Origin of the sequence: Microbacterium sp. CBA3102 (genome assembly GCF_007954505.1) — a bacterium.
GTDB classification, from domain to species: Bacteria; Actinomycetota; Actinomycetes; order Actinomycetales; family Microbacteriaceae; genus Microbacterium; species Microbacterium aurugineum.
In genome coordinates this window covers 3,856,648-3,879,749 of the sequence record NZ_CP042412.1, presented here as the reverse complement: position 1 = coordinate 3,879,749, position 23,102 = coordinate 3,856,648, and the positions used below count along the sequence as shown (strand labels likewise).

Here is a 23,102-nt window from a genome sequence, read left to right as displayed (position 1 = left end):
CGCGTCACCCGTCGACTGGTGATTGGACGCGGACCCTATGCCGCATGGCTACCAAGGAGGAAGCGATGACCGAGCTCAACGACGCAGTGGATGACCTGACCCTCCCGAAACCCGTGAAGGTGCAGACCGACGACGGACACACATGGGCGACCGAAGACGCGCTACTCGTGCAACTCCGCGAAGCCGTATCCTCGTCACTCAACTCAGGTTCAGGGGCAGGCGGACTGCCATCAACCCGCAACGTCCTCGATAGTGACGCACTGCAGAAGGCGGCGATCATCACCTCTCAGATCGGAGACTGGTGTCGCATGGCCGGCATGACCGGGGACCAGATCACTCGTGACGCCGTGACCGACCTCAGAGCCTGGCATGTCGCCTTCCTCACCCGCGACGAACCCGAAGAGTTCTACCTCGGGCAACTCCGGGCATGGGCGGCACAGATCAGGGCAATGGTCAACCCGCCCAAGGTTGTGGAGATCACCGCACCCTGCCCCGTCTGCGGGGAAGGATCCTACGTCAACGACATGGGGGAGAGGATCACCAACCCCCTCGCCCTCGCCTACCGTCCTGACAGCGACCACATGTGGAAGAACTCCCGCGTGATGTGCCGCGCGTGCGATGCTGTCTGGGTTGGAGGAGACGCGATGGAAGAGCTGCGGGACGAACTCAACGAGAGGGACACGGCATGACACGCCAGAATCGGACTACACGCATGTAGTTTCATCCTGTACGATTGGAGATGCCTTCCACCACTGTGTGAAAAATCAGCCCCTGACGCCTCTCGTCGGGGGTTTTCTTGTGCTCCCGGCACGTCGGTGACCATCAACCCGGCCAGCTCGGTGAGAAGCCGCTAGGCAAAGCGGCGACAGGCCCGCGTTCAAGGGGCCACCAACTGGAAAAGTGCTCGTAGACCGGAGACGCATACGGTCAATGCCTTCGTAGCTCAGAGGAAGAGCGCCCGCCTGTCGAGCGGGAGGCCGGGATTTCGAAACTCCTCGGAGGCGCACAAGACACCTGCCCCCACTGGTCCACGGACTACGCCGCAGGTTTTCCTTTCCTTCGACTCCACCCCCCACTACCAAGGGAGAGTGATCGTGGATGCTGTCACTGTCGATCGAGACGAATGCGATGCGTGCCCCGCTGAGGCGCACGTAAAGGCTTACGTCTTCGCCAAGATGCCCTCCGGGAGCACGCTCGCGTACTGCGGATCGCATGGAACTCGGTACTTCATCGAGCTCGCGCGACAGGCTGACACGCTAATCGACTTGCGATACACGCTCAGCGAATGAAAGCCATGAGAATCCTCATCGCGTTCATCGCCGGCGTCACCCTCATGATCCTCTGGCACATCCTCGGCTGGCCCTGGATCGGCTGGATGTTCACCCGCATCGAACCCGAAGACCCCACCGACCTCGTACCCAAGGCCCGGACCTGGATCAAAGGAGTGCTGCAACCGTGAGCGACATCAAGGACGTGCACAACGCCGTGCGCACCGACCTGCAGCGTCGCCGTGAACTCGCGGCCATGACCAAGCCCCAGCTCATCGACTACATCATCAACGTCGAGAACAACCTCGCCGCACTCGCCGCACGCATCGACGCATGGGCGGACTGATGAGCGCCTACGTCTGCGAGCTCTGCGGAATTGACCGTCACACCTACGCCGCCATGATGGCGTGCGAGATGGAATGCGAAGCCGAGAACGTCGCCGCCCGCAAGAACCACGTCAGCCCCCGAGTCATGCGCCCCATGCGCAACTGGGAAGACGACTGAGCGCGAGGTGAGGGACATGCCCACCCAGTCAGCCAACGCCAACGGGCACCGGAGGCGTGAACTGCGGGCACGGGTGCTCGCGGAAGAGACCCGGTGTGCGCTTTGCGGGGGGCACGTCGACAAGACCCTCAGCATGCGGCCAGGTGCCCACGGGCCACGCTGCAAAGGCAACTGCGCCGGATGCATACCGGACGACAACCGGGGAGAGGTCGACGAAGACCTACCCCGCGCAAGAGGAGGGTCACCCTACGATCGGAACAACACCCACCTCATGCACAGAGCCTGCAACAGACGCAAAGGAACGCTCACCATCGCAGAGTTCCACGCAAAGAACGCGCAACAACAGGCACCCAAGGTGACCACGAACCTCATCAAGTGGTAGGCGGACCAAAACGGCACGGGGCACCACCCCTCCCCCTCCCGTCCGAGGCCACCCCGAAGGTATAGGGCCGATCTATCTACCACGTTTTTCCACAACCCCAGCGCCGATGCTGGTGTGGCCCTGGGGAGCGCTAGGAGCGCGCCTGCGTGCCGATCCGTTGTGTCGGTAAGCGTTTGGGGATCATTTCGGCGCAGGGGAGATGCTGGTAGGCGCCCTGGCGGGCTACGGAAGAATCCCTGAAAACACGCGGATTATCCGTAACAGGTGCGCTAGACTAGAGACATGGATCAGAGGTGTGAGCAGTGTGGGGCGAATAACAACCTCTCTCGCGCTGGCGCGCGGTTCTGCTCTCCGAAATGCCGGGTCTACTGGCATCGGTCCACGAAGCGTCTCCCATCACGGATGACGAGCATCCCATGCTGGGTCCGCGCTGACGGTAAGCGTCCGATTCGCTGCGACGGTCGCGCCGCGTCGTCTACCGACCCGTCTACGTGGGCCTCCTTCGATGCGGTTCGACGTTCAAGCGCGGGCGACGGCATGGGCGTGATGCTCGGTGGCGGGCTTGGTTGCTATGACCTTGATCACGTGTCCGACGCGGACTTGCGGGACTTTGTGGCTGGCGTGGTCGAGCCGGTCGTGTTTATCGAGCGTTCGATGTCGGGTAATGGATTTCATGTATTCATTGAGGCTCCCGAGGAGCGCGGTTGGAAGCGCGGCAATGTGGAGCGTTACACGCGGGAGCGGTTCATTCGGGTGACGGGTGATTCTGTCCTGATCTGATCGGAGGTTGCGATGCCTTCTGCGCGCAAGAACCTCCGAGCGGTTGGGGAAGATGAGACGCCGCCAGCGAAGCTCACTGTCGCGCAGGCCGCGGCGAGCGGTGACCACCGATCGCTTCTTGTTTCAATGCGTGAGCGAATCGCCCTTACGGTGACGAACCCGGATTGCCCGCCGCGTGATCTTGCGGCGCTGACCCGACGCCTTCAGGACATCTCGAAAGAGATCGAGGCGCTGGATCTTCGGGCGAAGGAGGACGGCGCTGATGCCAACGACGTCGTCGAAGATGAGAGCTGGGACGCCGCGACTATCTGAACAGGCGAAGCACCTCGCGGTGCCGGCTGATATCGCATCCACGATGTGGCCCTCGGTCCTGAAGACGTGCATCGAGAAGCTCGGTGCCCAGTTCGATCCGTGGCAGGACGGCGCTGGAAGGGTCATCTTTGCCAAACGCGAGGATGGCACGCTGGCGGCGATGATCGATGGCGTGGGGATGAGCCTTCCGCGTCAAGTTGGCAAGACTCATCTCGTCGGGTACACAGTTTTCGCTCTGTGTGTGAACATGCCGGGCTTGCTGGTGATTTGGACTGCGCACCATTCCGCGACCTCGAGCGAGACGTTCCTTGCAATGCAGGGGATGGCTCAGCGGACAAAGGTCGCTCCGCATGTAGCTCAGGTGTTCAAGGGCTCGGGCGATGAGGAGATCCGCTTCCACAATGGTTCGAGGATCTTGTTTGGTGCCCGTGAACGCGGGTTTGGTCGAGGCATTCCTGGTGTTGATGTCCTGATCTTCGATGAGGCGCAGATCCTCTCAGACAAGGCGATGTCGAACATGCTCGCCACGATGAACACCTCGAGCTTCGGCTTACAGTTGTACATCGGGACGCCACCCAAGCCAGAAGATAACTCCGAGACCTTCAAGCGGATGCGTCGCGAAGCCCTGGCCGGCACGTTGGTGGATGGTGCGTGGATCGAGTTCGGCGCTGACGCGGACGCTAAGGATGATGACCGCTCGCAGTGGCGGAAGATGAACCCGTCCTATCCGAAGCGGACGCCTCAGCAGTCGCTTCTTCGGCTAAAGAGGAAGTTGACGCACGCAGACTGGCGCCGCGAGGGGATGGGTATCTGGGATGACGATGCCGAGGGTTCTCGTCGTTGGTCCGCCGACTTCTGGAGTGGCGAGCGGGTAACCCGAGCATCGGCCGTCGACGGCGTCCGATCGTTCGCGATTGCGTACTCGCAGGATGGCGAGCGGGTGTCTGTCTCCGGTGCCGTGAAGCACGACGAAGGAATCCATGTCGAGCTGATCGCTGCGCATTCGGGGGATACGTCAGATGGTGTTGAGAGCCTCGCTGACTGGCTTTCTGACCGTTGGCGCGAAGCTTCGATGATCGCAATCGTCGGCGCGGCTGGTTCCGCCTTGAAACAGGCGCTTCACGATCGCGGCGTGCCCGAGAAAGTGGTCCGGACGATGACGACTACCGACTACTTCCAGGCGAACACTATGGCTGAGGATGCCTTGAAGTCTGGCTCAGTCACGCATCCAATCGGCGTTGAAGGCGATCTGCTGGATGCGTCAGTCGCCGTATGTGATGCGAAGAAGCGCGGTTCAAGCGGTCAGTGGGGCTGGGTCTCCACCGTTCCTGATGGCGACGAGACGCCCGTGGAGAGTTTCTGTGCGGCCTATTGGGCCGCGCGTACGAGTAAGCGTGTTCCGGGTCGAAAGCAGGTGCTGATATGACGGCTTTCGTCGGAGTGTGGAATGCACCTACGTTCGTCGCGGGTGTTGATGAGGCGCAGCTTGACGCCATCCGCGGGTTGTTCGCTGTGTGGCAGGCGAAGTATCCGCGGAACCTGTTGCGGTCTCAATACCGGGATATGCGCGTCCGCATCAAGCCTTCGGGCAACATCCCGGCTGAGGCGATTGCGCGCGTTGAGGCGGTGTCGGAGTGGCCGGATAAGGCCGTCTCTGCACTGGCCGAGCGGAGCGTGTTCGAGGGGTTCGTTTCCCCCGGTGGGATGCAAGACCCGTTTGAGCTTGCAGGGATTCTTGACGCGAACCGGTTCGACCTCGAGCTTCCGCAGGCGATCACGTCGGCGTACACGCACTCGTGTTCGTTCATCACGACCGCGCTGGGTGATGTCGCTTCCGGCGAGCCTGAAGTGCTGATCATGGCGCGTGATGCGCTGTGGTCTGTCGCCCGGTGGGATACGCGTCGCCGCGTCGTCCGTGATGCTCTGACGATCACCGACACAGACGACCATGGCCAGCCGACAGCGATGGACGCGTGGTTCCCTGATGTGATTCTGTCATTGACCCGCCGACCGTCCGGTTCTTGGGTTGCGGTTTCCCGCCCAAACACTCTGAACGAGGTTCTGGTTGAGCCGCTGATGTATGACCCGCAGTTGGGTCGCCCTTTTGGTCGGTCGCGGATTTCTCGTGCGGTGATGAACATCACTGATCGGGCGCTGTTGACGATTATTCGGTCTGAGCTCGCGTCTGATTTCTATGCGGCGCCGCGTATGTACGCACTGGGGGTCGCCGAGGATGCGTTCTCTCGCGGGAAGTGGCAGGCGGCGATTGATCGTTGGTTTGCGATCTCGAAGGACGAGGACGGTGACACTCCGACTGTGGGGCAGTTCCCGCAGATGACGATGCAGCCGTTGACGGACATGTATCGGACGATTGCCACTCAGTTCTCTGGGGCAACGGGCGTTCCGGTGTCGAACCTTGGCATTGTGACGGACAATCCGCCGTCTGCGGAGGCGCTGTACGCGGACGACAGGCGAATCGTGAACACAGCCCGCACGCAGAACCGGATTATGGGTGGTTCGTTGAAGCGGGTCGGGCAGAGGGTTGTTCGGCTTCGGGATGGTCGGGATGTGTCGGACGAGTTGTCTCGCCTCGATACGTCGTGGGCAAACCCGTCGTTCACTTCACCTTCGACCTCTGCCGACGCGTTGGTGAAGCTGTCGAGCGTGTTCCCATGGCTGTCTGAGTCTGAGGTGGCGTTGGAGTTCGCGGGCTTCTCGCATGCTGAGATCACTCGCCTGCTCTCTGATAAGCGTCGGGCGCAAGGGGGTTCCGTGCTGAACCAGGTTCTTGCGCGACAGACGCCAGCGGTTCAGTCGGCGGTGCCGGATGACGTCGCGGGATGACCTTGACAGGTTGACGGCGGCGCAGCGGGAACTGGTGCGGATGGCTCAGAACGAGTTGTCCGGGTTCTTCGCAACAGCGGATCTTGCGTCACCTGAGCGCGTTCGGGATGCCCTGATCGAGATAGTGCCGTTGCTGACTCGTGAGTATGGCGAGTTGGCCGCGACAGTCGCGGCTGAATGGTTCGAACAGGTTCATCCCGGCGCGTTCCTGGCGCAAACCGCCCCGGACACTTTCCCGACTGCGGGCGTTGTGGAGAACGTTCGGTATCACGCCGGGTCGTTGTTCACCGACGACCCTTATCGGACGCTGGCGGGCCTGTCAGGGTCGCTACAGCGGTTCATCCTGTACAGCGGGCGCGAGACCGTCGCGCGGAACGTTGCCCGCGATCGGACGAAGCCCCGTTTTGGCAGGGTTCCGACCGGCGCGAAGACGTGCGCATGGTGCTCGATGCTCGCTTCACGGGGCTTCGTGTACCTCACACGGGAGACGGCTGGGCTCGTGTCGAGCGACTATCACGATGACTGTGATTGCCAGATCGTCCCTGAGTGGGAGTCGGGCAGTTCGCATATCGCGGGATATGACCCGGATCGACTTTACGCACAGTACCTGTCCGCACGTGAGGCGTCCGGCAGTGGCGACCCGAAGGTGATTGCTGCGGAGATGCGCCGGCAGTTCCCGGACGACTTCACAGACGGCGTTCACGACCACTGATCTTGCATGGAGTTTCTTCCGTGCCCGCACGGTGACGGTTTCACCGGCCATGGGCGGACGGCCCCTAAACGGAATGAGGCTCAGCATGGCTGAGGAAACGGCCCCCACCACGGGCACGGAAGAAACCAACGGGCAGAGCACGGAGGCCAAGGAGTTCCAGGCGATCACATCGCAGGAGGACTTCGACAAGGCCATCCAAGCTCGCATTGCTCGGGAGCGCGCGAAGTTCGCGAACTACGACGAGGGTCAGGCGGCTATCGCCAAGCTCGCGGAGTTCGAGGAGTCGCAGAAGACCGAAGCGCAGAAGGCTCAGGAGCGTCTGGATGCCGCTGAGAAGCGTGCAGCCGAGCTTGAACTGAAGGCCACTCGTGCTGAGGTCGCCGCCGCCAAGGGCGTCCCTGTCGAACTGCTTTCGGGCAGCACGCAGGAAGAGCTCGAGTCGTCGGCAGATGCGCTCATCGCTTTTCGGGGTGAGCAGGCACGAGGCCCGGTCATCCCCGGCCAGGGCGAATCGCCCAAGGTCGCGCCTCACTCGAAAGCTGCGGCTTTCGGGCAGGCACTTGGAATTGACTGAAAGGACTAGCCATGGCTGGTATTGATGTGAACCGCACCACAAGCGGTGTTCAGCTTCCCGCGGAGATTTCGAACGAGATTTGGTCGAACATGCAGGAGGCGTCGGCTGTTCAGCAGCTCGCGACTCAGATCGCCCTCCCCGGGCCGGGCGTGACGATTCCCATCGTCACGGGCGACCCTGCGGCTGACTGGGTGGCTGAGACGGATGAGAAGCCCGTTTCGCGTCCCACGTTCGGGTCGAAGGACATCACTCCGTACACGCTCGCAGTGATCGTTCCGTTCTCCAACCAGTTCCGTCGCGACGCGGCGGCACTGTACAACGAGTGTGTTCGTCGTCTTCCGGGCGTCCTCGCGAAGAAGTTCGACTCGACGGTGTTCGCGTCGACCGGTGCCCCTGGCTCCAACTTCGGGCAGCTCGGCGGCGCTTCCGCTGTCGCTCTCGGGCCGCACGCGACGGACGTGAAGAAGAACACCTACGCCGGTCTGGTGCAGGCGTACACCGAGATCGCGAATGGTGGCGGCACCCTCGACGGGTGGGCGCTGTCCAGCCAGGCGAAGGGCCTCCTTCTCGGACAGGTGGACACCACGGGCCGTCCGCTTCTGCTCGAGTCGATCCAGGCTGGTTCGTCTGTTCCCACGATCCTGGGTGAGCCCGTGTACTACACGCAGGGCGTTCAGGCGGCGGGAACCCCGAACACGATCGGTTTCGCCGGTGACTGGGACTCCGCATTCTGGGGCTCGGTCGAGGGTGTCTCGATCAGCATCTCGGACCAGGCTTCGATCACGGATGGCACGATCACCGTGGGCGAGGACGAAGTGCCGAACATCATCAACCTGTGGCAGCGCAACATGTTCGCTGTCCGCGCCGAGATCGAGATCGGTTTCCAGTACCGCGATATCGCGCGGTTCCGGAAGCTGACTGACGCGACTCGCGCCTAAACGAAGGGGAGGGTGCGCCATGACGTATGCAGAGGTATCCGATCTGGAAGATCGTTGGCGCACCCTCTCTGGTTCGGAGTACCAGCGAGCCAGCGTGCTGCTGGGGGATGCAGCCGTCCGGCTGGACGCGCTGTGTCCGCCTTCTGAGCCTCCCACCGCGCAGGAGCTTGAAGCACGGTTGATCGTTTCTTGCGAGATGGTGAAGCGAGCCATGGCAACACCCGGTGGTGTTGATGGGATCGGCGTCAACTCCGTGCAGGCTGGTGCTGGTCCTTTCCAACAGACACAGCAGTTCTCGAACCCAACAGGTGATCTGTATCTGACCAAGTCTGATCGTGCCCTCCTCGGGTGCGGGCAACAGGTCGCTTTCACGGTTCCGATGACCGACTGGGGCTTCGGTTTTGGCCCGAATCCTTGGGAGCCGATGCCGTGAAGGGCGTAGATCAGGTCACCAGGCTCAGGCGCGAAAAGACCGGGGTCGATCGCTACGGCAATGCCGTCTACGGGACGGTAGAGACACCGATCGACGAGCTCGCTCTGTTCGCCCCCAAGGACGTCATCCCAGCGCTCGAGGTGGGGCGTTCGGCGACCATCGTTGAACCGTCGTTGTACTGGCTCAACGCATTCCCTGACATTCGCGAGGACGATCGTGTCCGCGTCCGAGGGATTGAGTACGAGGTCTATTCCATCCCAGCAGAATGGCGAGGCCCGGGCATCGGGGGGCTCGTAGTGACGCTTCGAGATTCGAACGAAGGAGTCCCGTGATGCGCGTGACAAAGTTCGTTCTGAACAGGAAGGCGTTCCGGGATCAGATCCTCAAGGGTGCCGAAACTCAAGCGCTCCTCAGCGGGATCGTGGGTTCGGATGGGGTCGCTGAGGAAGCGCCATCACGCGCCCGAGCTCGCGTCTATGGAGATCTCGCCGATGAGGCACAGAACGGCACCCTTAGCCGCGTGATCGGCGGGTGGCGACTGTGACGATCCCTACCACGTCTCCCGATATGGAAGCCCTGTTGATAGCGGGTCTTTCGTCAGTTGAAGACACGTTCAACGTCAAACCAGATCGTCCGAATCCTTACCGGATGCTGGTGATCCGCGCTGACCTGCAGCAGAAGGTGACCCCGATTTCGCGGTACTGCCGCGTGGGTGTGTCCGCATGGTCTGTGCGACCCGATGGCACCTCTGATATCGGCGACGCTTTCGACCTCGCATCAGAGGCCAACGCCTGGCTCGAGTCGAACACTTCGGGAGTAATTCTGTCCGCCGATGTCGAGTCGGGTCCGTCGCGAACGACTGACTCGATCACCAAGCTCGAGTTCCTCTATTCGACCGTCCTCCTTGAGGTTGCGGTCTGACATTCGTGGCCCCGGTCACTTTCCTCGCCCTTGTCGCCGTGGGCATCTACCTACAGAAGGAGAAACGCTATGGCTAAGCCTGCGTACATGGAGACCGGGGTTGACGCTGATCTTGCCCGGCTGATCAAGGATGGGGCTATCTTCATCCGCGAGGTGGGGACTTCCGACGTCCCCACTGGAACGAGCTGGACGCCATCTGATGCCAGCACTCAGCTCGGGTACTACTCCGACGACGGGTATGTTCTCACCCCGGTTCCGGGCGATGAGACCAACCTCACCGGTCACAACGGAGACCCGCTGATCTCCGAAGCCGCCCCGGGGTGGTGGACGGTCGGTTTCTCGGGTCTCGAGGGCAATGAGCTGGCCACGGCTACGTATTTCGACGTGGAGGTGGATCCCTCTGATGGGTCTGTCACGGTCACGAAGGCGTCCGCTTCGAAGCGGTACGACGTGGTGACTGCCGGCCTGGATCAGAAGGATCGTTTGATCCTGGTCCATTACCCCAACGTCCAGCTCGACAACTCGTCTCGTGAAGCGATCACCTTCAATCGGACGACGCTGCTCGCGTACGGCATCACCTTCAAGACGTTCAAGGGTGGGGCTTCGGCGCCATACCACTTCAAGTCCTGGGGCTTCGTGGCGGAGACGGGATCTCTGGAGTGGACGTCGGAGATCACTGGAACCCCGACTGGTGGCACCTACACGCTCTCCGTTGATGGTGTCGCATCCGCTGCGATCGCGTACGACGCGAACGCTACGGCCGTGCAGAGCGCACTGAACGCGATCGCAGGCGTTACGGGCGCAACTGTCACCGGGACGACCACCAAGACGATCACGTTCACGTCTGCTCGGATGCTCACGGCGGACGGTTCCAGCCTGACGGGCGGCTCCTCGCCGGCCGTGGTCGTGACCCCGGCGTGACCCCATCTCCGGGGATGAGTGAGTGGCGACCCGCTCATCCCCGGTCTTCTCTTTTCTGGTCGCCATCCCAAGGAGGTCGCCATGTTCGAACTGGATCTTGAAAACGAAAACACGCCGATGATCGACTTCGGTCACGATGGGAAGGTTCTCTTCCAGCTGCCCGTTCTGGGGGTGAAGGGCGTTCCGATGGGAATCACATCGGCGTTCACCATCTTCTGGGATAAGTTCCAGGCTGGTCGGAAGCTCACAGAGTCCGAGGCCGCTCAGGCGTGGGGATTCTTCATCCAGACTCTGGCGGACACGTACCCGGACGCCACGCGCCAGCTCGCTCGGCTCGACGAAGACAACCTTTCGCATGTGCTCAAGCACTGGGTGTCCGTCTCCGGCGAGTACGGGTTCGACGCGGGAAAAGCCTGACCCTCACCGTTGCCCACTTCGCCCACCGTGGCCCGCTCGAGTTCGAGATGTGGTCGCGGTTCGGGTGGGGCTTCGATGAGGTTGTCAATGGACGGCGGGCATGGAACCTGGTGGCGATGCTTGTTGCTCAGATTGCTCGCGACACGTACTCACACCTCTTCGCCGCGTTCCAGGGCTGGGGTTACGCGCCGAACCCTATGGACTCGTTCTTCCTCGACTGGCTCGATGCGCAAGCGGTCATGCACCATCGCCCGGGCAAGGTCATGCCGTCGCCGGCGAAGCGTCCGTGGGAGGTCGCAGGCAGGAAGGCTGCCGTCCCGACGCACGACCCTGGTCGGTCCGAGCGTCGGAGGGTTTTGCAGGAGCGTCTAGGACTTCGAGGCGTTGTAGATCCCGACGACCAACCAAACGGGCAACCATAGGCCGAACGTCACGATCGACATGATCAGGTGGAACCCGTGGCTGGTCTTGTAGACCTTCCGCTGCTGGACGATCACCTGTTGCGGTGCGTACGGCTGTTGTGCGGCCACCATCTGGGGTTGCTGCTGGTCTGCGTAGTGGTGCGTCCACATGCTGCCGTCCCACCAACGCTGCCGCCCGGCTCCGTCGTCGTACCAGCCGGGCGCTGCGCTCTGCGCCATAGAAGTCATGCCCGCATCTTAACGGTCTACTGCCGCGTGCGGAAGTCCAGGTTCGCCCCGCAAGGGCAGGAAGGGGGCGTTCGTGGCTCAGGAAATCGGCGTCGCATACGTTTCCCTCCTCCCGTCAGGCAAGGGGTTCTCCAGGGCAGTCCAGGGTGAAGCGGAATCCGCCTTCAAGGGTGCTGAGAAGTCATCCAATGGGTTCTTCTCTGGCGTCACGAAGTGGGCAAAGCGAGGTGCGCTTGTCGTCGGCGGCATGGTTGCCACGGTCGGAGCGCTGGCAGTCGGGGGCGGAATCTCCCGCGCCCTGAACATCGAAGACGCGACCGCGAAGCTCAAGGGTCTCGGTCACGACACCAAGGCTGTCGAAGCGATCATGAAGGACGCCCTGGCATCTGTGAAGGGGACCGCCTTCGGTCTCGACGCAGCCGCTACAACAGCGGCCTCGGCGGTTGCGGCTGGCATCAAACCAGGACAGGAGCTTGAGCGTTACCTGCGGTTGACAGCCGACGCGGCGACCATCGCAGGAACCTCGATGGAGGAGATGGGTTCCATCATCAACCAGGTGACCTCTAAGGGTTACGCGGGGATGGAGAACCTGAACCGGCTCACTGAGCGCGGTATCCCGATCATGCAGTGGCTCCAGGAGGAGTACGGCGTCACCGCAGACGAGCTCCAGAAGATGGTCTCTCGCGGAGAGGTTGACGCAGCCACCTTCAGGAAGGCTATCGCGGAGAACATTGGCGGAGCGGCCCTCGAGTCCGGGAACACGACTCGCGGTGCGTTCGCGAACATGCGTGCAGCGCTTTCGCGTCTGGGCCTCGCGTTCGTGGGCGACGGGCTGAGTGGCGCGAAGACGTTTTTCAACGAGATCACCATCATCCTCGACGGCCTTGAGGAGCGCATCGGTCCGTTCGTTCAGCGAATCCAGGACAAGTTCGGTGGACTGTTTCAGATCGACGGTTTCGGAGAGAAGTTCCTTGCCGGCCTCGACACGTTCACCGCTAACTTCAGCTCTACCCCGTTCGGGGCATTGCTTGAAGCTCTGAAGCCGCTTGTGCCCGTCATTCGCGAGATCGGAACCAAGGTTGGGCCGGCGCTGGCAGATGCTTTGCGGCAGATCTTCGAGGCTGTGGCACCTCTCCTGCCGCTCGTTGGGGAGGCGCTGGTCGATGCGATCGTTGAGCTCGCACCGCCTCTCACGGACCTGATTGTCGCTCTGTTGCCCCTGATTCCACCTTTGGTGTCGCTGGTGCAGGTTCTCCTTCCGCCGCTCGCTGATCTTCTGACGCTGCTCGTCCCGATCGTCGCTGCAGTGGCGGAGGGGCTCGCAACCTTCCTCGAGGCCGCGATGATTCTGAGCGACTGGTACTACGGGGACACGACCTTCAGCGACATGCTCGAGCAGATCGGAGCCCTGACAGGCCCGATCGGCGACCTGGTGCAGTCCGTCGTGGCGATGCACCTCCAGATTTCGAACGTGTTGAACAATCTCGGTGCTTTCTGGCAGTCGAAGTGGTTCGAGATCACAGGGGCTGTGACCGGGGCTGCACGCAATATCGGCTCAGCCGCGGCCGGGCTGTGGTCCACCTTGTCGTCTCTGTTCTCAAGTGGCGTCTCGAGGGTGATATCTATCTTCTCGAACCTGCCACGCAGTATTCAGGCGCTGTTCGCTGGAGTCGGGTCGTGGCTGGTGAATTCCGGGCGTGCTCTGATGCAGGGGTTCATCAATGGCATTACGTCGATGATCGGAAGCGTCGGCGATGCGATCGGCGGCGTCCTCGACTGGGCGGCTGGGTTCTTCCCGCATTCCCCGGCACTTCGTGGACCATTCTCGGGTGCCGGGTGGGTTTCGGTGGCGGACGGTGGCGCATCGCTGATGGAGCAGTTCTCTACAGGTGCAGAGAACTACAGACCACAGTTCTCTTTCCAGGGGCTTACGAACCTCGCGGGGGCCGCTTCGGTCCGCACCGGCGACACCTACGTGCAGAACCCATTCACCGGCGGCTACCTGCTCGCCGTTATGGACGAGCGAGCCGCAGTGCAAGCGGCTGAGCGTGGCGGCGCGGTTTCGACTGCGCTCAGAGGAAGAAGGAGGGCAGACGGTTGAGCACTCTCACGCCCTTCGCGGATATGGCACCGGTCCCGCGGGTGCTCATCGACGTTCCTGTCGATGAGTTCCCCGCGGGATCGGTAACCGTGAGCGTTCAAAGGACGTGCGAGGGTCGCGTCATGGATGTTCGCGGAGGTATCCGCAAGCCTGCATCTTCTCCGCTCGTGGTGATTGACCCGGAGCCTGGGTTTCAGGTTCCGAACGACTACACCGTTATTGGACACGACATAGATGGAGAGATCGTAGGTTCATGGCCTGTCGGATCAACCACAGTTGATTTCAGCGGTTCAGTCATCCAGCAGCCGCTTGACCCTCGCCTATCCGTAGAAGTGGTCAGGCTGGTCACAATGGCAGCGGATATCGAGAGGGAGACGCCTGGGGATCTGGTGTTCCCACAGGGTGCAACCCTTCCGGGCATGGTCGGTCTTGGTCCACGGCAAGGCATCCAAGGCATGGCTGTCGATGTTCTGCTTTCTTCCGCTTCCGATGCAGATGCGTTGCAGTCGACGTTGGGTGGATACGCGACATCGCAGTTGCCGGTTTGGCTCATTCGAACTCCTCCAGATCAGAGGATTCCTCGAATCTTCTTCTGCCACGTCCCGAGGCTTCGGGAGTCGCGAGTAATTGGCGGCGGCGGGCATATTCGGTTCTCCGCCACCGTCTCTGAGGTGCGGCCTCCTGCTGTGGGTATCACGGCGACCGCGCTCACCCATTCGGACATGAAGGTGTTCTTCTCCACTCACACGGAGGTGAAGGCACAGTACTCGACCCATTCCGACGTCAAGCGGGATACGTCTCTGATCGGAGCTGCGGATGCGTGAGGTGTCTGAGAAGTGTCGCGACCTGCTCGCATCGGGTGTGTATTCGGTGGAGTGGGCTGCCGACTTGCTGTACGACAATGATCCGAAGGTGCAGAATCTTCGTGTCCTGGAGCCCGCGTTCAAGTGGGATCGTGGTGCGCAGGTTCAAGGGTCAGGGTCGTGTCAGATCCTGTGGGATGACGTGTTCGGTGAATCGATTGTTCCGCGGGACATCGGTGACCTGTTTTCCCCGTTCGGCGCGGAGCTCCAGGTCGACGTGATCGTGTCTGCCGGCGCTTTCCGTGAACGGATCTCGATGGGGAGGTTTGTTCTCGATTCGGTGCCCGATGGTGTCGAGTATGCGATCGAACGGGTGCATGGTGGCCTGCCGTTGGTGGCGGAGTCGCGAGTGTCCCTGTCCCTAGCGGACTACTTCATGCGGATCGCCCGGGACTCGTTCGCATTCCCGGCTTCGCCGCAGTCGACGTCGATGTGGGAGGAAGCGCAACGGTTGACGGGGCTGCCAGTGTTCCGGTCAATCGTTGACCGAGTGCTTCCCGCGAATATCACTTACGAGGAGGACCGTCTTGATGCGCTCGAGAAGGTGTTCGCTCCGTCGAATGCGTGGCCCCACCTGACGCCGAGCGGTGCGTTGACGGCGTTGCCGAAGGCGTGGGCGGACCCTGTGGGTGTGCTTGACCGTGCGTTGAGTGTGTCGTCGGAGATGCGGTCTGAGAACGTCTACAACCGGGTGGTGACCGAGGGGAAGAACCCGGATCCGAATGGTCCGCCGCTGATTGCATGGGCGGAGATTCGGGACGGGTTCCTTCGCACCCGCAACGAGGATGGTTCGCGGTCGCCGTTCGCTGGGAACACCTTCCAGTACCGCTCGGATTTCCTCGTTACGCAGGCTCAGTGCCAGGCGTACGCGGACGAGCTACTGCCGAAGGTGGCACGGCTGAGGTCCGTCACTCGGAGAGTGAAAGAGCCGTTCAACCCTCTCCGCGAAGTCGGGGACGTCCTCACTCTGGTTGATCCGACCAGGCAGGGGGAGCTGTCCACCGTGCGAGTGATCGAGGTGGCGTACTCGGGCGGTGAAACCGTTCTGAACGTGGAGGTGGCGGAATGATCGAAGAAGCCGCCATCATCCTCGAGGGACTCGGTGAGCGTGCCCCCGTTCGGGTGCGACGGGCGACGTTTGTAGAGGTGACGGAACAGGGCAGCGCCCGCGTCGATATGGGAAGTAGCCGATTCATCGCGGAGTTCGGAGGCGGGTACATTCCTTCCGCAGGAGAGACGGTAAACATCGTCTCGGTGGGGGAACGCCACCTTCTTTTGCCTGGCCGACCGCTTCCCGGAACCGGAACCATCTTGACGGTTTCCGGCAACTTGGCGAATGTGCAGACCGTGATCGGGGCATACTCGATGCCCTATGTGGGCACCGCTCCGTCGTCCGGTGACCTCGTTGGTATTTCATGGTCTGAGGTGCCGTACGTAGTAGGGAAGCTATCGGTTCAACCTGACGCGCCGGCTCCGCCGCCCGATCCGGGCTCAGGTGCTGTCCGCTCGGCCACGTTCAAAGTCACTGACACCGGATCCACGGACCGCACGCAAGCACGATGGTGGACGGGCCGACCGCAGGCGGGCAACACCTCCTATGGCGCTTGGTTCTACGGCACCCAGATCCGTGACACGATCCCCTCCGGCGCGACGCTCGTGAAGCTCGAGTTCTTCGTGTCGTATATCCAAAGGCAGGGTAGTGCGCCGCGTTTCACGTTGCACGACCGTGCCTCGAAGGGTTCGCTGCCAACCTTTGGGGCGTACACCGAGTGGGCTCCGGGCGGTGGCTGGCAGTCGCCGCCAATGGCTTCCGCATGGTTCAACGCCCTCAAGTCTGGAGGCGGTCAGTACGGAATCGGCCTGAACCAGGGCGGTTGGAACATCTTTTCTTCGCGCACTGACAACTCAATGTCTGGTGCGCTTCGTATCTCTTGGAGGCCATGACATGGGAAACACGAAGGACTCATTCGGGAAGCCGGTATATGACGACCTGTATTCGTTCCCCGAGGATTCTCAGGACGCGGTGGACTTCGCATACGAGTTCGCCTGGATTCGTGGAGGCACGTCAGAAGAACGTCAGGCGCTTCCGGCTGGGAAGCAGCGTAACGGCATGCTCTGGACCGAGACGGATACTGGTCGACTGTTCCGCACGAATGGAGCGGGTTCATGGACGCCTATCGATGACACGGGGTGGATTGCTGTCACCTTTCAGAACTCTTGGGTGAACGCGGCGGCGGGCGAGGAGTGTGAGATCCGGCGCATCCGGGGTGTGGTCTACATGAAGGGTCGTCCTGCTCTCGGTTCTGCGGGGGCGGCATTCACGCTGCCGGTGGGGTGGCGTCCGAAGTCGATCATTCGTGCGCTTCCTCCGACTGGTGCCGGGACGACGACCACGCAGGTGACGATCAACACGGGCGGCACCGTCGTTCTCGTTTCAGGTGGGCAACCGTATCTCGGTGCTATTGCCCCGTTCCCCGCGGACGGTTGATCATGGGCGGCTCAGGGAACCTTCTCATGCCGGTGCCTGCGACGAGCTTCGCTTCGTTCTCATCGCATACGCGCCGCAATCCGCCGTCTACAGAGCCAGGAACGGACATGTTCGTTCCGATCGGCACGCCGGTAATCGCGCCGGCAGATGGTCGGATCTACGGGTACGGAGACACGATCGGGCCGATGACTGGCCGGTGGGTCGGTATCGATTTTGACAACGGGATGCGGTGGCGGTCGATGCACCATTCGCGGCTCACGCTTTCCCGTGCCTTCATGGGCAGCCGTGGGTTTGTCCGTGCCGGTTCAACGGTCGCACTGTCCGGGGCGTCCGGATACGGCTACGAGGACTGGTCACGGCTCTCGACGATGCCTGGTGCTCACACCCACGTGACACTGTGGCCGACCCATGTCACCCGGTTCGGATACGACCGCAACGGGAAGCCGTATTCGATCGATTTCATGAACCATGTCGCCAAGTCGGGCGGCGCTGCAACCCCGATAACGGAGGAAGAAACCATGAGTATGCAGATCGCGAAGAACCAGGACGACTCTTCGAAGGTGAGTTCACGGTTCATCTGGGGCGACGGGAAGCAGCCGCAGATCATCAACGACAGCACCGCAGACATCTTCAAGGATGCAGGGGTGAAGGAGTCCCCGATGTCCCGCGATAGGTGGCTGTGGCTTCTTGAGTGGGCAAAGAACCGCGCCCGCTCCAATCCGTAAGGGGGTGGTCGAGCTGATGCGTGCGCTGAAGCGGGCATGGGGGAAGGTGACGAAACCCCGCCACGTGAAGGTCATCTACCTGGTGATCTACGCCCTGTCCGCGTTGATCGGTCTGGTCACCCTGCTGAATCCGCCACAGACGATCGCCGGCGAGGTTGGTCCGGTGCTGACGAACATCTGGGCGGGCCTGTTCATCGTCGGTGGTGTCGTCGGGACGATCACGGTGTTGCCGGGGTGGTGGTGGGCTGAACGTCTCCTCGGCATCGCACCGATCATGATCGGCCTCTCCATCTACCTGTCTGTGGTGGCGGTGCTGCACTGGCAGGCGCTCGAGACGGGTGGCTCACGGGCGACCCAGGTGGGCATCATCTTGCTTGCCGCGTCCCCGTTCATTCTGAGGTTCTTCTTCATCAAGGAGTACAGCTACGAACCACGCGCTCGGGGGTAACGATGGACGGTGCACAGGTCGTCTCCCTTCTCATCGCTCTGGGCGCTGGCGGCATCCTCCTCGAGCTCGTGAAGCGTCTCGTCGATGCCCTGTCTGGGCGTGGACGTAAGCGCCGTGACGAGGTGAATCGGGCGTGGGATCACGCCGACGAGGAGGCCCGCAAACGGCGCATCTCTGAGGAACACACATCGCAGGTGCGGCGGCTTCTGATCGAAGCGCCCTGCGTGGACAACAACGACATTCCCCCTTACCCGAACTACAAGGAGTAACAGCATGAAGCCTCTATTCGATTCTCTCGTCCGAACGTTCACCCCGATCATCGTGGGTGCCGTGCTCGGATGGTTCACCACGTCGGGCATCACGCTCGACCCCGAATTCGAGACGGCGCTCACTCTCGTCATCGGCGCCCTGTTCGCGGGCCTCTACTACCTCGGCGTTCGCCTGTTCGAGCTGTACGTTTCCCCGAAGTTCGGGTGGCTTCTCGGACTCGCCAAGCAGCCCGACTACTACAAGCGAGTGAAGGTCACCGAGGACGGTCAGACCTTCCAGATCCGAACGGAGAACTGATCATGGCTGTTCGTATCTCGAATGCTGCCCGGTCGGCTGCGGCCGACGCGATCGTGGACCTGATCGATGCGGGGTCTGGTGCGGGGACGCTCAAGATCTACACGGGCTCGCAGCCTGCCGGCCCTGCCACGGCACCGTCCGGGACGCTCCTGGGCACCCTCACGATGTCTGACCCGGCCTATGGTGCCGCGTCGAACGGTGTCGCGGCGGCGTCCGCGATCACGGGTGACACGTCTGCGGATGCCACGGGCACTGCAGGGTGGGCGCGGATCTCCGACTCGGACGGGACGGCGATCATCGACATGTCGGTGACGGCGACCGGTGGTGGCGGTGACCTCACCCTGGACTCTGTGAGCATCGTCGCTGGTGGTGCGATCAACGTCACTTCCCTGCCTGTCACGATGCCCGCTAGCTGACAACTGCACGTAAGGGGCTGACATGACGAAGACCCTGCTCTCATCGTTCACGGGTGGGGCGATCGGCACGAACCCCACGACCGCAACCGAAACGTGGGCGTCGTCTGCGGGTGGCACCGAAGCGAACATGACCTACCAGGCTGGTATCGCCGGCACGTCGGGACAGTCCGTTGAGGTGGCCGGCGCACGTGATCTCGTGTGGACGCCTTCCGGTTCGCATTGGCGTCTGGGTATGTGGATCAACCGCGCATCTGGGGCGCAGACGCTTGGGCAGGCGTGCATCCTGCTGCGCTCGTCGACGACGAACCGGGCCGACCTGTTCCTCCGCAACCAGAACGGGGGACAGTTCGCCCTCCGCGCCGGGTCCGGTGGAACAACGTACGCGGGTCAGTCGGCCACCACGATCGCGAACGGTGACGTGTGGTGGGTTGAGCTCGAGTACGACAACACGGATGTGACCGTGTACTTGTGGGAACCGGGGAACACCACGGGAACCCCCGATGACACGTTCACATCCACCACTGCCGCGGCGGTGGACAACGTGCGCCTGTTCAACCCGACCGGTTCCACCGGCCTGACGATGCGGTTCGGTGAACTGTGGACGTCGGACGGGGAACAGATCCGGTCGGGGTCAGGTGGCAGCGGTGCTCTCACCCTGCCCGCACTGACTGTCTCGGGAGCAGGGACGTTCGTGGGTCCGCCGACGCTGCACTACAACCTGGGTGGCGGACCTACCGCGGACGGGTTCACGGTCACTGCGCGCACGTCAGGCGCGTCGTCGTGTCGGATCAAGGCCTCAACGACATCGGATCTGCTCACGTCGCCGGTTTTCTCGGGTGCCGTGTCGCCGGACGCAGACGGATATGTGCACATCTCGATCTCGGGCCTCAGCTCCGGCACTAAGTTCTACTGGGGACTCGAGGTTGACGGCGAACTCGACACGTCTATGAACGGTGCGGTCTGGACGTTGACGCCCTCCGGGACGCCCACCTCTATCGTCTTCACGTCGACGTCATGTCACGACTGGACCGGATCGACTGTATTCGGTCTAGCTCTCACCAGGTTCGAGGCCATCGAATCACGGATCCACGTGATGCTCGGCGACCTCGGATACCCGTGGATCACATCGTCGGGGACGCCGGTCGCCCCCTCCGATGTCGCCCAACTGCGAGCGGCAAGGCTGAACGAGTTCGAGGCCGCGAACGTCATGGCGTTCTACCGGTCGCGTGCACTCTCGTACACCTATTCCGATGGGGACGGTGCGGGGGCCAACTCGGACGGCACGTGGCCGGGGTTCACCTCGAACGCCGTCCAGACTGCCTACCGTCAGCAAGTCCCACTGCCGGACATGCCCCTCGCCGATGTTCAGGCGCGGTCATGGGTAGACGGAAACTGGCGCTTCATCCAGACAGACGAACTCACCGTGGCCTCCGCACGGGGCGCCACAGACAACTCGTCGAAGACGAAGCTGGGCGCCGCGCAGAAGGCGTGGTTCAAGGCGGAGCTGCTCGCAGCGAAGGCCGCGCGACAGTCAGTGATCTGGCTGGGTGACGGCCCGTGGGGCGGATCACCTTCGGTGGGTGGCACGCTGCAGGAGTGGCGGGCATACAACACTGAGCGTGTCGAGCTCGGCAACTTCATCGCATCGAACGGCATGACGGACTACCTGATCCGGGTTCACGGAGATACGCACGCTCTCGCCGCCGACGACGGCACAAACAACCCGTATGGCGGGTTCGCGTTCATCTCGGCGGCTCCGTTCGGGACGGTCGCTCAAGTGTGGGGCAGTACGACCACCAACGGTCGGTGGCCGGACGTCTCAGGCTCTGCTCGGCAACATGGGGAGTACACGCTCACTGACACGGGGACAACACGCACGCTCGTGTTCTCGGGGGCGCGCGTGGGATGCGGGCACATCTTCCTACGTGGAACGCGTCACCATGACATTGGACCTCACCCCGCCGCCCGCAGTCGTTGGGGCCGGGACGCTCGGTCTTCCGGCGCTGAGCGTCACAGGTGAGGGCGTCACGACCGTCCCCGTGTTCACCGGTGCAGGCGCCCTGGGCCTCCCGGCCCTCAGCGTCACCGGAGAGGGCACAACAGCGGTCCCGGTGTACACGGGGGCCGGATCGGTCGATCTGCCCGCATTCAGCGTCTCAGGGGCCGGGAACAGCACGATCCCGGTCTACACCGGAGAAGGCGTGCTGGGACTGCCCGCACTGACCGTCACCGGTGTAGGGACTGTGGAGAACCCGCCAGGCGTCACCGGGTCCGGGGTGATCACGCTCCCCGCGCTGGACGTAACCGGCACGGGAGTGACCACGGTGCCGGTGTTCTCCGGCAGTGGGGCGATCCTGTTCCCACCGCTCGAGGCCACCGGCGTGGGGTCGGTCACTGTTCCGGCCGTGACCGGTGCGGGTGCACTCATGTTCCCGGCACTGGTTGTCACCGGTACCGGTGGGGAAGGTGTGATCGTCATCCCTGACGTTCGCACCCTCACCCCCGTGGATGTGCACCACACCCTCACCCCGGTGAGCTTCACTCGAACGTTGGAGGACGCATGATCGTCAAGGAGAATGACACCCACCCAGTCGAGTTCAAAGCCAACGCGGACCTCACCGGGGCGACCGTGCGACTCACCGCGAGAACCAGGACCGGTGAACCCATCGAACTCCCCTGCACGATCGTCGACGCAGAGGAGGGCTTGGTGCGGCATATCCTCACCGGCACGCTCCCTGTCGGCACCTACCGTGTCGAGCTCGAAACGACGATCAGCGGAGAGATCATCACGTTCCCCAACTCCGGGTACGCGACACTCACCGTCGATCGAGACCTCGACTGAACTGACCCCCACCATGCTTCCCCCCGGAGCATGGTGGGGGTCGTTCGTCGTTGGAGCGGCCCCACCCACACCGGAAGAACCAGGTCGTCGGACAGCGGGACCACCCGAACCCGACCATACCCGAGTGTCCCCGGTCAGCCGCATCATGGGAGACATGACCCAGTGGCACCCGATCTTCTGGACCGACGAACCCCAACCGGGCGTGTGGGTGATGCGCTCACCGGGCGACGTGGAATCGTTCGGGCGTATCGAGATCCGTCGCGTGTCAGGCGTCATCCGCTATAAGGTCACCCTGTACAGCGATGTCATTGGCTGGTCGAACACCCTTTCTCACGCTTGCGAACGGCTCTACGCCGCGTACAAGAAGCAACGGGACGACGTGTACAAGGGGCCACCGAACGGGCGACGATGAGACGTGTCAGGCTTCGACGAGATCCGCGCGCTCTGCAAGCGTCTGAATCGTCTGCCAGTCCGGCGTGTGACCCTTTGCCGCGTGGATCGCGGTTCGGATCGTGGAATCAGCGATAGCGGCGGCCTCGTCGAAAGTCTCCGCCACTGCATACACGGAGATCTCGACGATCTCTTCGATCGCAGATGCTGAAACGTCAGCGTCGCGGACGGAATCGCTCTCGAGTGCGAGAAGCTGCTCCATCACCTCGTCGGTGTGTGCGTCGAGGTCGTCGCAACCGTGAACTCGGAAGGCGCGCGTCAGATGTACGGCGATCATCGTTCCTCCTTGCGATAGCACGGCTGGCGTTCCAGCCACTTCCTCTTATTGAAAGCGTACCGCGGATTACTTGGCGTCAGGTGGATGGTTGTCATGTGCAATCCGGGGCACGAGCAGAGAGCCTTGTAGTACGTCGGTGGATCCTTGATTCTCCACCCCCTGCTCATGAAACAGCATCAGGAGAGCTTGCAGCTCCTTGTCGGAGTGCGTCTTCCAGTAGCCGTTCCGTTTCCCCACGGCGCACAGCATAGCGGTCCACATGTCCGACC

General features: G+C 62.4%; 33 protein-coding genes and 1 tRNA gene. 32 read left to right on the top strand and 2 right to left on the bottom strand.

What is annotated here, in order from left to right; translation table 11 throughout:
• Positions 1-65 precede the first annotated feature (65 nt).
• From FGL91_RS18760 to FGL91_RS18675, 18 genes are all read left to right on the top strand, one after another.
• Complete coding sequence (locus FGL91_RS18760; protein WP_153244623.1) at positions 66-689, top strand: hypothetical protein; 624 nt, start codon at positions 66-68, stop codon at positions 687-689.
• A gap of 243 nt (positions 690-932) precedes the next feature.
• Positions 933-1,004, top strand: a tRNA-Asp gene (locus tag FGL91_RS18755).
• A gap of 281 nt (positions 1,005-1,285) precedes the next feature.
• Positions 1,286-1,459 carry a hypothetical protein gene (locus FGL91_RS18750; RefSeq protein ID WP_194239278.1) on the top strand — a complete coding sequence of 58 codons (174 nt, stop codon included), beginning with the start codon at positions 1,286-1,288 and terminating at the stop codon, positions 1,457-1,459.
• Positions 1,456-1,614, top strand: coding sequence for a hypothetical protein (locus FGL91_RS18745; protein ID WP_153244621.1), 159 nt, complete (start codon positions 1,456-1,458; stop codon positions 1,612-1,614). The genes FGL91_RS18750 and FGL91_RS18745 overlap by 4 nt, the downstream gene beginning before the upstream one ends.
• Positions 1,614-1,772 carry a hypothetical protein gene (locus FGL91_RS18740; protein WP_153244620.1) on the top strand — a complete coding sequence of 53 codons (159 nt, stop codon included), beginning with the start codon at positions 1,614-1,616 and terminating at the stop codon, positions 1,770-1,772. Before FGL91_RS18745 ends, FGL91_RS18740 begins: the two co-directional genes overlap by 1 nt.
• A gap of 664 nt (positions 1,773-2,436) precedes the next feature.
• Positions 2,437-2,934, top strand: coding sequence for a bifunctional DNA primase/polymerase (locus FGL91_RS18735; RefSeq protein WP_322619400.1), 498 nt, complete (start codon positions 2,437-2,439; stop codon positions 2,932-2,934).
• 12 nt (positions 2,935-2,946) lie between these two features.
• The gene (locus FGL91_RS18730; protein ID WP_153244618.1) at positions 2,947-3,246 is read left to right on the top strand and encodes a hypothetical protein; all 300 of its coding nucleotides are present in this window, start codon (positions 2,947-2,949) and stop codon (positions 3,244-3,246) included.
• Complete coding sequence (locus FGL91_RS18725) at positions 3,197-4,672, top strand: terminase (protein WP_194239277.1); 1,476 nt, start codon at positions 3,197-3,199, stop codon at positions 4,670-4,672. Before FGL91_RS18730 ends, FGL91_RS18725 begins: the two co-directional genes overlap by 50 nt.
• The gene (locus FGL91_RS18720) at positions 4,669-6,090 is read left to right on the top strand and encodes a phage portal protein (protein WP_153244616.1); all 1,422 of its coding nucleotides are present in this window, start codon (positions 4,669-4,671) and stop codon (positions 6,088-6,090) included. The genes FGL91_RS18725 and FGL91_RS18720 overlap by 4 nt, the downstream gene beginning before the upstream one ends.
• Before the next feature lie 40 nt (positions 6,091-6,130).
• The gene (locus FGL91_RS18715) at positions 6,131-6,802 is read left to right on the top strand and encodes a hypothetical protein (RefSeq protein ID WP_153244615.1); all 672 of its coding nucleotides are present in this window, start codon (positions 6,131-6,133) and stop codon (positions 6,800-6,802) included.
• A gap of 85 nt (positions 6,803-6,887) precedes the next feature.
• Entirely contained in the window at positions 6,888-7,376 is a 489-nt protein-coding gene (locus FGL91_RS18710) for a capsid assembly scaffolding protein Gp46 family protein (RefSeq protein ID WP_194239276.1), read from the top strand.
• An 11-nt stretch (positions 7,377-7,387) separates the two neighbouring features.
• Complete coding sequence (locus tag FGL91_RS18705) at positions 7,388-8,314, top strand: phage major capsid protein (protein ID WP_153244613.1); 927 nt, start codon at positions 7,388-7,390, stop codon at positions 8,312-8,314.
• 19 nt (positions 8,315-8,333) lie between these two features.
• Entirely contained in the window at positions 8,334-8,747 is a 414-nt protein-coding gene (locus FGL91_RS18700) for a hypothetical protein (RefSeq protein WP_153244612.1), read from the top strand.
• A complete protein-coding gene (locus FGL91_RS18695) occupies positions 8,744-9,079 on the top strand; it encodes a hypothetical protein (RefSeq protein WP_153244611.1) in 336 nt (111 codons plus the stop codon). Before FGL91_RS18700 ends, FGL91_RS18695 begins: the two co-directional genes overlap by 4 nt.
• A gap of 5 nt (positions 9,080-9,084) precedes the next feature.
• On the top strand, positions 9,085-9,291 hold the full coding sequence (locus FGL91_RS18690) for a hypothetical protein (protein ID WP_153244610.1): 207 nt from the start codon (positions 9,085-9,087) through the stop codon (positions 9,289-9,291).
• A gap of 23 nt (positions 9,292-9,314) precedes the next feature.
• Positions 9,315-9,668: a hypothetical protein gene (locus FGL91_RS18685; RefSeq protein WP_153244609.1), complete on the top strand. Its 354-nt coding sequence runs from the start codon at positions 9,315-9,317 to the stop codon at positions 9,666-9,668.
• A 69-nt stretch (positions 9,669-9,737) separates the two neighbouring features.
• Complete coding sequence (locus FGL91_RS18680; RefSeq protein ID WP_153244608.1) at positions 9,738-10,589, top strand: hypothetical protein; 852 nt, start codon at positions 9,738-9,740, stop codon at positions 10,587-10,589.
• An 81-nt stretch (positions 10,590-10,670) separates the two neighbouring features.
• A complete protein-coding gene (locus FGL91_RS18675; RefSeq protein ID WP_153244607.1) occupies positions 10,671-11,006 on the top strand; it encodes a hypothetical protein in 336 nt (111 codons plus the stop codon).
• Between the two features lie 368 nt (positions 11,007-11,374).
• Here the strand turns inward: FGL91_RS18675 and FGL91_RS18670 are convergent, their stop codons facing one another.
• Positions 11,375-11,656 (bottom strand): DUF2510 domain-containing protein, encoded by a 282-nt coding sequence (locus FGL91_RS18670; RefSeq protein WP_227991759.1) that lies wholly within the window; start codon positions 11,654-11,656, stop codon positions 11,375-11,377.
• 73 nt (positions 11,657-11,729) lie between these two features.
• Between FGL91_RS18670 and FGL91_RS18665 the strand changes: the two genes are divergently transcribed.
• The 14 genes from FGL91_RS18665 to FGL91_RS18600 all read left to right on the top strand — a co-directional run bounded on the left by FGL91_RS18665 (position 11,730) and on the right by FGL91_RS18600 (position 22,518).
• Positions 11,730-13,757 carry a tape measure protein gene (locus tag FGL91_RS18665; protein ID WP_153244606.1) on the top strand — a complete coding sequence of 676 codons (2,028 nt, stop codon included), beginning with the start codon at positions 11,730-11,732 and terminating at the stop codon, positions 13,755-13,757.
• 122 nt (positions 13,758-13,879) lie between these two features.
• Entirely contained in the window at positions 13,880-14,581 is a 702-nt protein-coding gene (locus tag FGL91_RS18660) for a hypothetical protein (RefSeq protein ID WP_227991754.1), read from the top strand.
• A complete protein-coding gene (locus FGL91_RS18655) occupies positions 14,574-15,689 on the top strand; it encodes a hypothetical protein (RefSeq protein WP_153244604.1) in 1,116 nt (371 codons plus the stop codon). Before FGL91_RS18660 ends, FGL91_RS18655 begins: the two co-directional genes overlap by 8 nt.
• The gene (locus FGL91_RS18650) at positions 15,686-16,564 is read left to right on the top strand and encodes a hypothetical protein (protein ID WP_153244603.1); all 879 of its coding nucleotides are present in this window, start codon (positions 15,686-15,688) and stop codon (positions 16,562-16,564) included. The genes FGL91_RS18655 and FGL91_RS18650 overlap by 4 nt, the downstream gene beginning before the upstream one ends.
• A 1-nt stretch (position 16,565) precedes the next feature.
• Complete coding sequence (locus tag FGL91_RS18645) at positions 16,566-17,108, top strand: hypothetical protein (RefSeq protein WP_153244602.1); 543 nt, start codon at positions 16,566-16,568, stop codon at positions 17,106-17,108.
• A gap of 2 nt (positions 17,109-17,110) precedes the next feature.
• Positions 17,111-17,833, top strand: a complete 723-nt coding sequence (locus FGL91_RS18640; RefSeq protein WP_153244601.1) for a M23 family metallopeptidase — start codon at positions 17,111-17,113, stop codon at positions 17,831-17,833.
• A gap of 46 nt (positions 17,834-17,879) precedes the next feature.
• Positions 17,880-18,281 (top strand): hypothetical protein, encoded by a 402-nt coding sequence (locus FGL91_RS18635; RefSeq protein WP_153244600.1) that lies wholly within the window; start codon positions 17,880-17,882, stop codon positions 18,279-18,281.
• A gap of 2 nt (positions 18,282-18,283) precedes the next feature.
• A complete protein-coding gene (locus tag FGL91_RS18630) occupies positions 18,284-18,550 on the top strand; it encodes a hypothetical protein (protein ID WP_153244599.1) in 267 nt (88 codons plus the stop codon).
• 4 nt (positions 18,551-18,554) lie between these two features.
• Complete coding sequence (locus FGL91_RS18625; RefSeq protein WP_153244598.1) at positions 18,555-18,848, top strand: hypothetical protein; 294 nt, start codon at positions 18,555-18,557, stop codon at positions 18,846-18,848.
• 2 nt (positions 18,849-18,850) lie between these two features.
• Positions 18,851-19,264, top strand: coding sequence for a hypothetical protein (locus FGL91_RS18620; protein ID WP_153244597.1), 414 nt, complete (start codon positions 18,851-18,853; stop codon positions 19,262-19,264).
• A gap of 22 nt (positions 19,265-19,286) precedes the next feature.
• A complete protein-coding gene (locus FGL91_RS18615) occupies positions 19,287-21,284 on the top strand; it encodes a hypothetical protein (protein ID WP_153244596.1) in 1,998 nt (665 codons plus the stop codon).
• Entirely contained in the window at positions 21,205-21,828 is a 624-nt protein-coding gene (locus FGL91_RS18610) for a hypothetical protein (RefSeq protein WP_153244595.1), read from the top strand. The genes FGL91_RS18615 and FGL91_RS18610 overlap by 80 nt, the downstream gene beginning before the upstream one ends.
• Positions 21,825-22,106 (top strand): hypothetical protein, encoded by a 282-nt coding sequence (locus FGL91_RS18605; protein WP_153244594.1) that lies wholly within the window; start codon positions 21,825-21,827, stop codon positions 22,104-22,106. Before FGL91_RS18610 ends, FGL91_RS18605 begins: the two co-directional genes overlap by 4 nt.
• A 154-nt stretch (positions 22,107-22,260) precedes the next feature.
• Positions 22,261-22,518: a hypothetical protein gene (locus FGL91_RS18600; RefSeq protein WP_153244593.1), complete on the top strand. Its 258-nt coding sequence runs from the start codon at positions 22,261-22,263 to the stop codon at positions 22,516-22,518.
• A gap of 6 nt (positions 22,519-22,524) precedes the next feature.
• On the opposite strand, the gene FGL91_RS18595 is transcribed toward FGL91_RS18600, so the two are convergent.
• Positions 22,525-22,758, bottom strand: a complete 234-nt coding sequence (locus FGL91_RS18595) for a hypothetical protein (protein WP_153244592.1) — start codon at positions 22,756-22,758, stop codon at positions 22,525-22,527.
• Between the last annotated feature and the right edge of the window lie 344 nt (positions 22,759-23,102).

What these genes read in the sequence shown, in the direction of transcription:
- FGL91_RS18760 (WP_153244623.1), top strand. Translation starts at nt 66, where the DNA reads ATGACCGAGCTCAACGACGCAGTGGATGACCTGACCCTCCCGAAACCC.
- FGL91_RS18640 (WP_153244601.1), top strand. Translation starts at nt 17,111, where the DNA reads ATGGGCGGCTCAGGGAACCTTCTCATGCCGGTGCCTGCGACGAGCTTC.
- FGL91_RS18625 (WP_153244598.1), top strand. Translation starts at nt 18,555, where the DNA reads ATGAAGCCTCTATTCGATTCTCTCGTCCGAACGTTCACCCCGATCATC.
- FGL91_RS18735 (WP_322619400.1), top strand. Translation starts at nt 2,437, where the DNA reads ATGGATCAGAGGTGTGAGCAGTGTGGGGCGAATAACAACCTCTCTCGC.
- FGL91_RS18715 (WP_153244615.1), top strand. Translation starts at nt 6,131, where the DNA reads ATGGCTCAGAACGAGTTGTCCGGGTTCTTCGCAACAGCGGATCTTGCG.
- FGL91_RS18700 (WP_153244612.1), top strand. Translation starts at nt 8,334, where the DNA reads ATGACGTATGCAGAGGTATCCGATCTGGAAGATCGTTGGCGCACCCTC.
- FGL91_RS18705 (WP_153244613.1), top strand. Translation starts at nt 7,388, where the DNA reads ATGGCTGGTATTGATGTGAACCGCACCACAAGCGGTGTTCAGCTTCCC.
- FGL91_RS18595 (WP_153244592.1), bottom strand. Translation starts at nt 22,758, where the DNA reads ATGGAGCAGCTTCTCGCACTCGAGAGCGATTCCGTCCGCGACGCTGAC.
- FGL91_RS18720 (WP_153244616.1), top strand. Translation starts at nt 4,669, where the DNA reads ATGACGGCTTTCGTCGGAGTGTGGAATGCACCTACGTTCGTCGCGGGT.
- FGL91_RS18605 (WP_153244594.1), top strand. Translation starts at nt 21,825, where the DNA reads ATGATCGTCAAGGAGAATGACACCCACCCAGTCGAGTTCAAAGCCAAC.
- FGL91_RS18630 (WP_153244599.1), top strand. Translation starts at nt 18,284, where the DNA reads ATGGACGGTGCACAGGTCGTCTCCCTTCTCATCGCTCTGGGCGCTGGC.
- FGL91_RS18655 (WP_153244604.1), top strand. Translation starts at nt 14,574, where the DNA reads ATGCGTGAGGTGTCTGAGAAGTGTCGCGACCTGCTCGCATCGGGTGTG.
- FGL91_RS18620 (WP_153244597.1), top strand. Translation starts at nt 18,851, where the DNA reads ATGGCTGTTCGTATCTCGAATGCTGCCCGGTCGGCTGCGGCCGACGCG.
- FGL91_RS18645 (WP_153244602.1), top strand. Translation starts at nt 16,566, where the DNA reads ATGGGAAACACGAAGGACTCATTCGGGAAGCCGGTATATGACGACCTG.
- FGL91_RS18670 (WP_227991759.1), bottom strand. Translation starts at nt 11,656, where the DNA reads ATGACTTCTATGGCGCAGAGCGCAGCGCCCGGCTGGTACGACGACGGA.
- FGL91_RS18685 (WP_153244609.1), top strand. Translation starts at nt 9,315, where the DNA reads ATGGAAGCCCTGTTGATAGCGGGTCTTTCGTCAGTTGAAGACACGTTC.
- FGL91_RS18660 (WP_227991754.1), top strand. Translation starts at nt 13,880, where the DNA reads ATGGATGTTCGCGGAGGTATCCGCAAGCCTGCATCTTCTCCGCTCGTG.
- FGL91_RS18750 (WP_194239278.1), top strand. Translation starts at nt 1,286, where the DNA reads ATGAAAGCCATGAGAATCCTCATCGCGTTCATCGCCGGCGTCACCCTC.
- FGL91_RS18650 (WP_153244603.1), top strand. Translation starts at nt 15,686, where the DNA reads ATGATCGAAGAAGCCGCCATCATCCTCGAGGGACTCGGTGAGCGTGCC.
- FGL91_RS18675 (WP_153244607.1), top strand. Translation starts at nt 10,671, where the DNA reads ATGTTCGAACTGGATCTTGAAAACGAAAACACGCCGATGATCGACTTC.
- FGL91_RS18710 (WP_194239276.1), top strand. Translation starts at nt 6,888, where the DNA reads ATGGCTGAGGAAACGGCCCCCACCACGGGCACGGAAGAAACCAACGGG.
- FGL91_RS18600 (WP_153244593.1), top strand. Translation starts at nt 22,261, where the DNA reads ATGACCCAGTGGCACCCGATCTTCTGGACCGACGAACCCCAACCGGGC.
- FGL91_RS18725 (WP_194239277.1), top strand. Translation starts at nt 3,197, where the DNA reads ATGCCAACGACGTCGTCGAAGATGAGAGCTGGGACGCCGCGACTATCT.
- FGL91_RS18730 (WP_153244618.1), top strand. Translation starts at nt 2,947, where the DNA reads ATGCCTTCTGCGCGCAAGAACCTCCGAGCGGTTGGGGAAGATGAGACG.
- FGL91_RS18610 (WP_153244595.1), top strand. Translation starts at nt 21,205, where the DNA reads ATGACATTGGACCTCACCCCGCCGCCCGCAGTCGTTGGGGCCGGGACG.
- FGL91_RS18680 (WP_153244608.1), top strand. Translation starts at nt 9,738, where the DNA reads ATGGCTAAGCCTGCGTACATGGAGACCGGGGTTGACGCTGATCTTGCC.
- FGL91_RS18740 (WP_153244620.1), top strand. Translation starts at nt 1,614, where the DNA reads ATGAGCGCCTACGTCTGCGAGCTCTGCGGAATTGACCGTCACACCTAC.
- FGL91_RS18615 (WP_153244596.1), top strand. Translation starts at nt 19,287, where the DNA reads ATGACGAAGACCCTGCTCTCATCGTTCACGGGTGGGGCGATCGGCACG.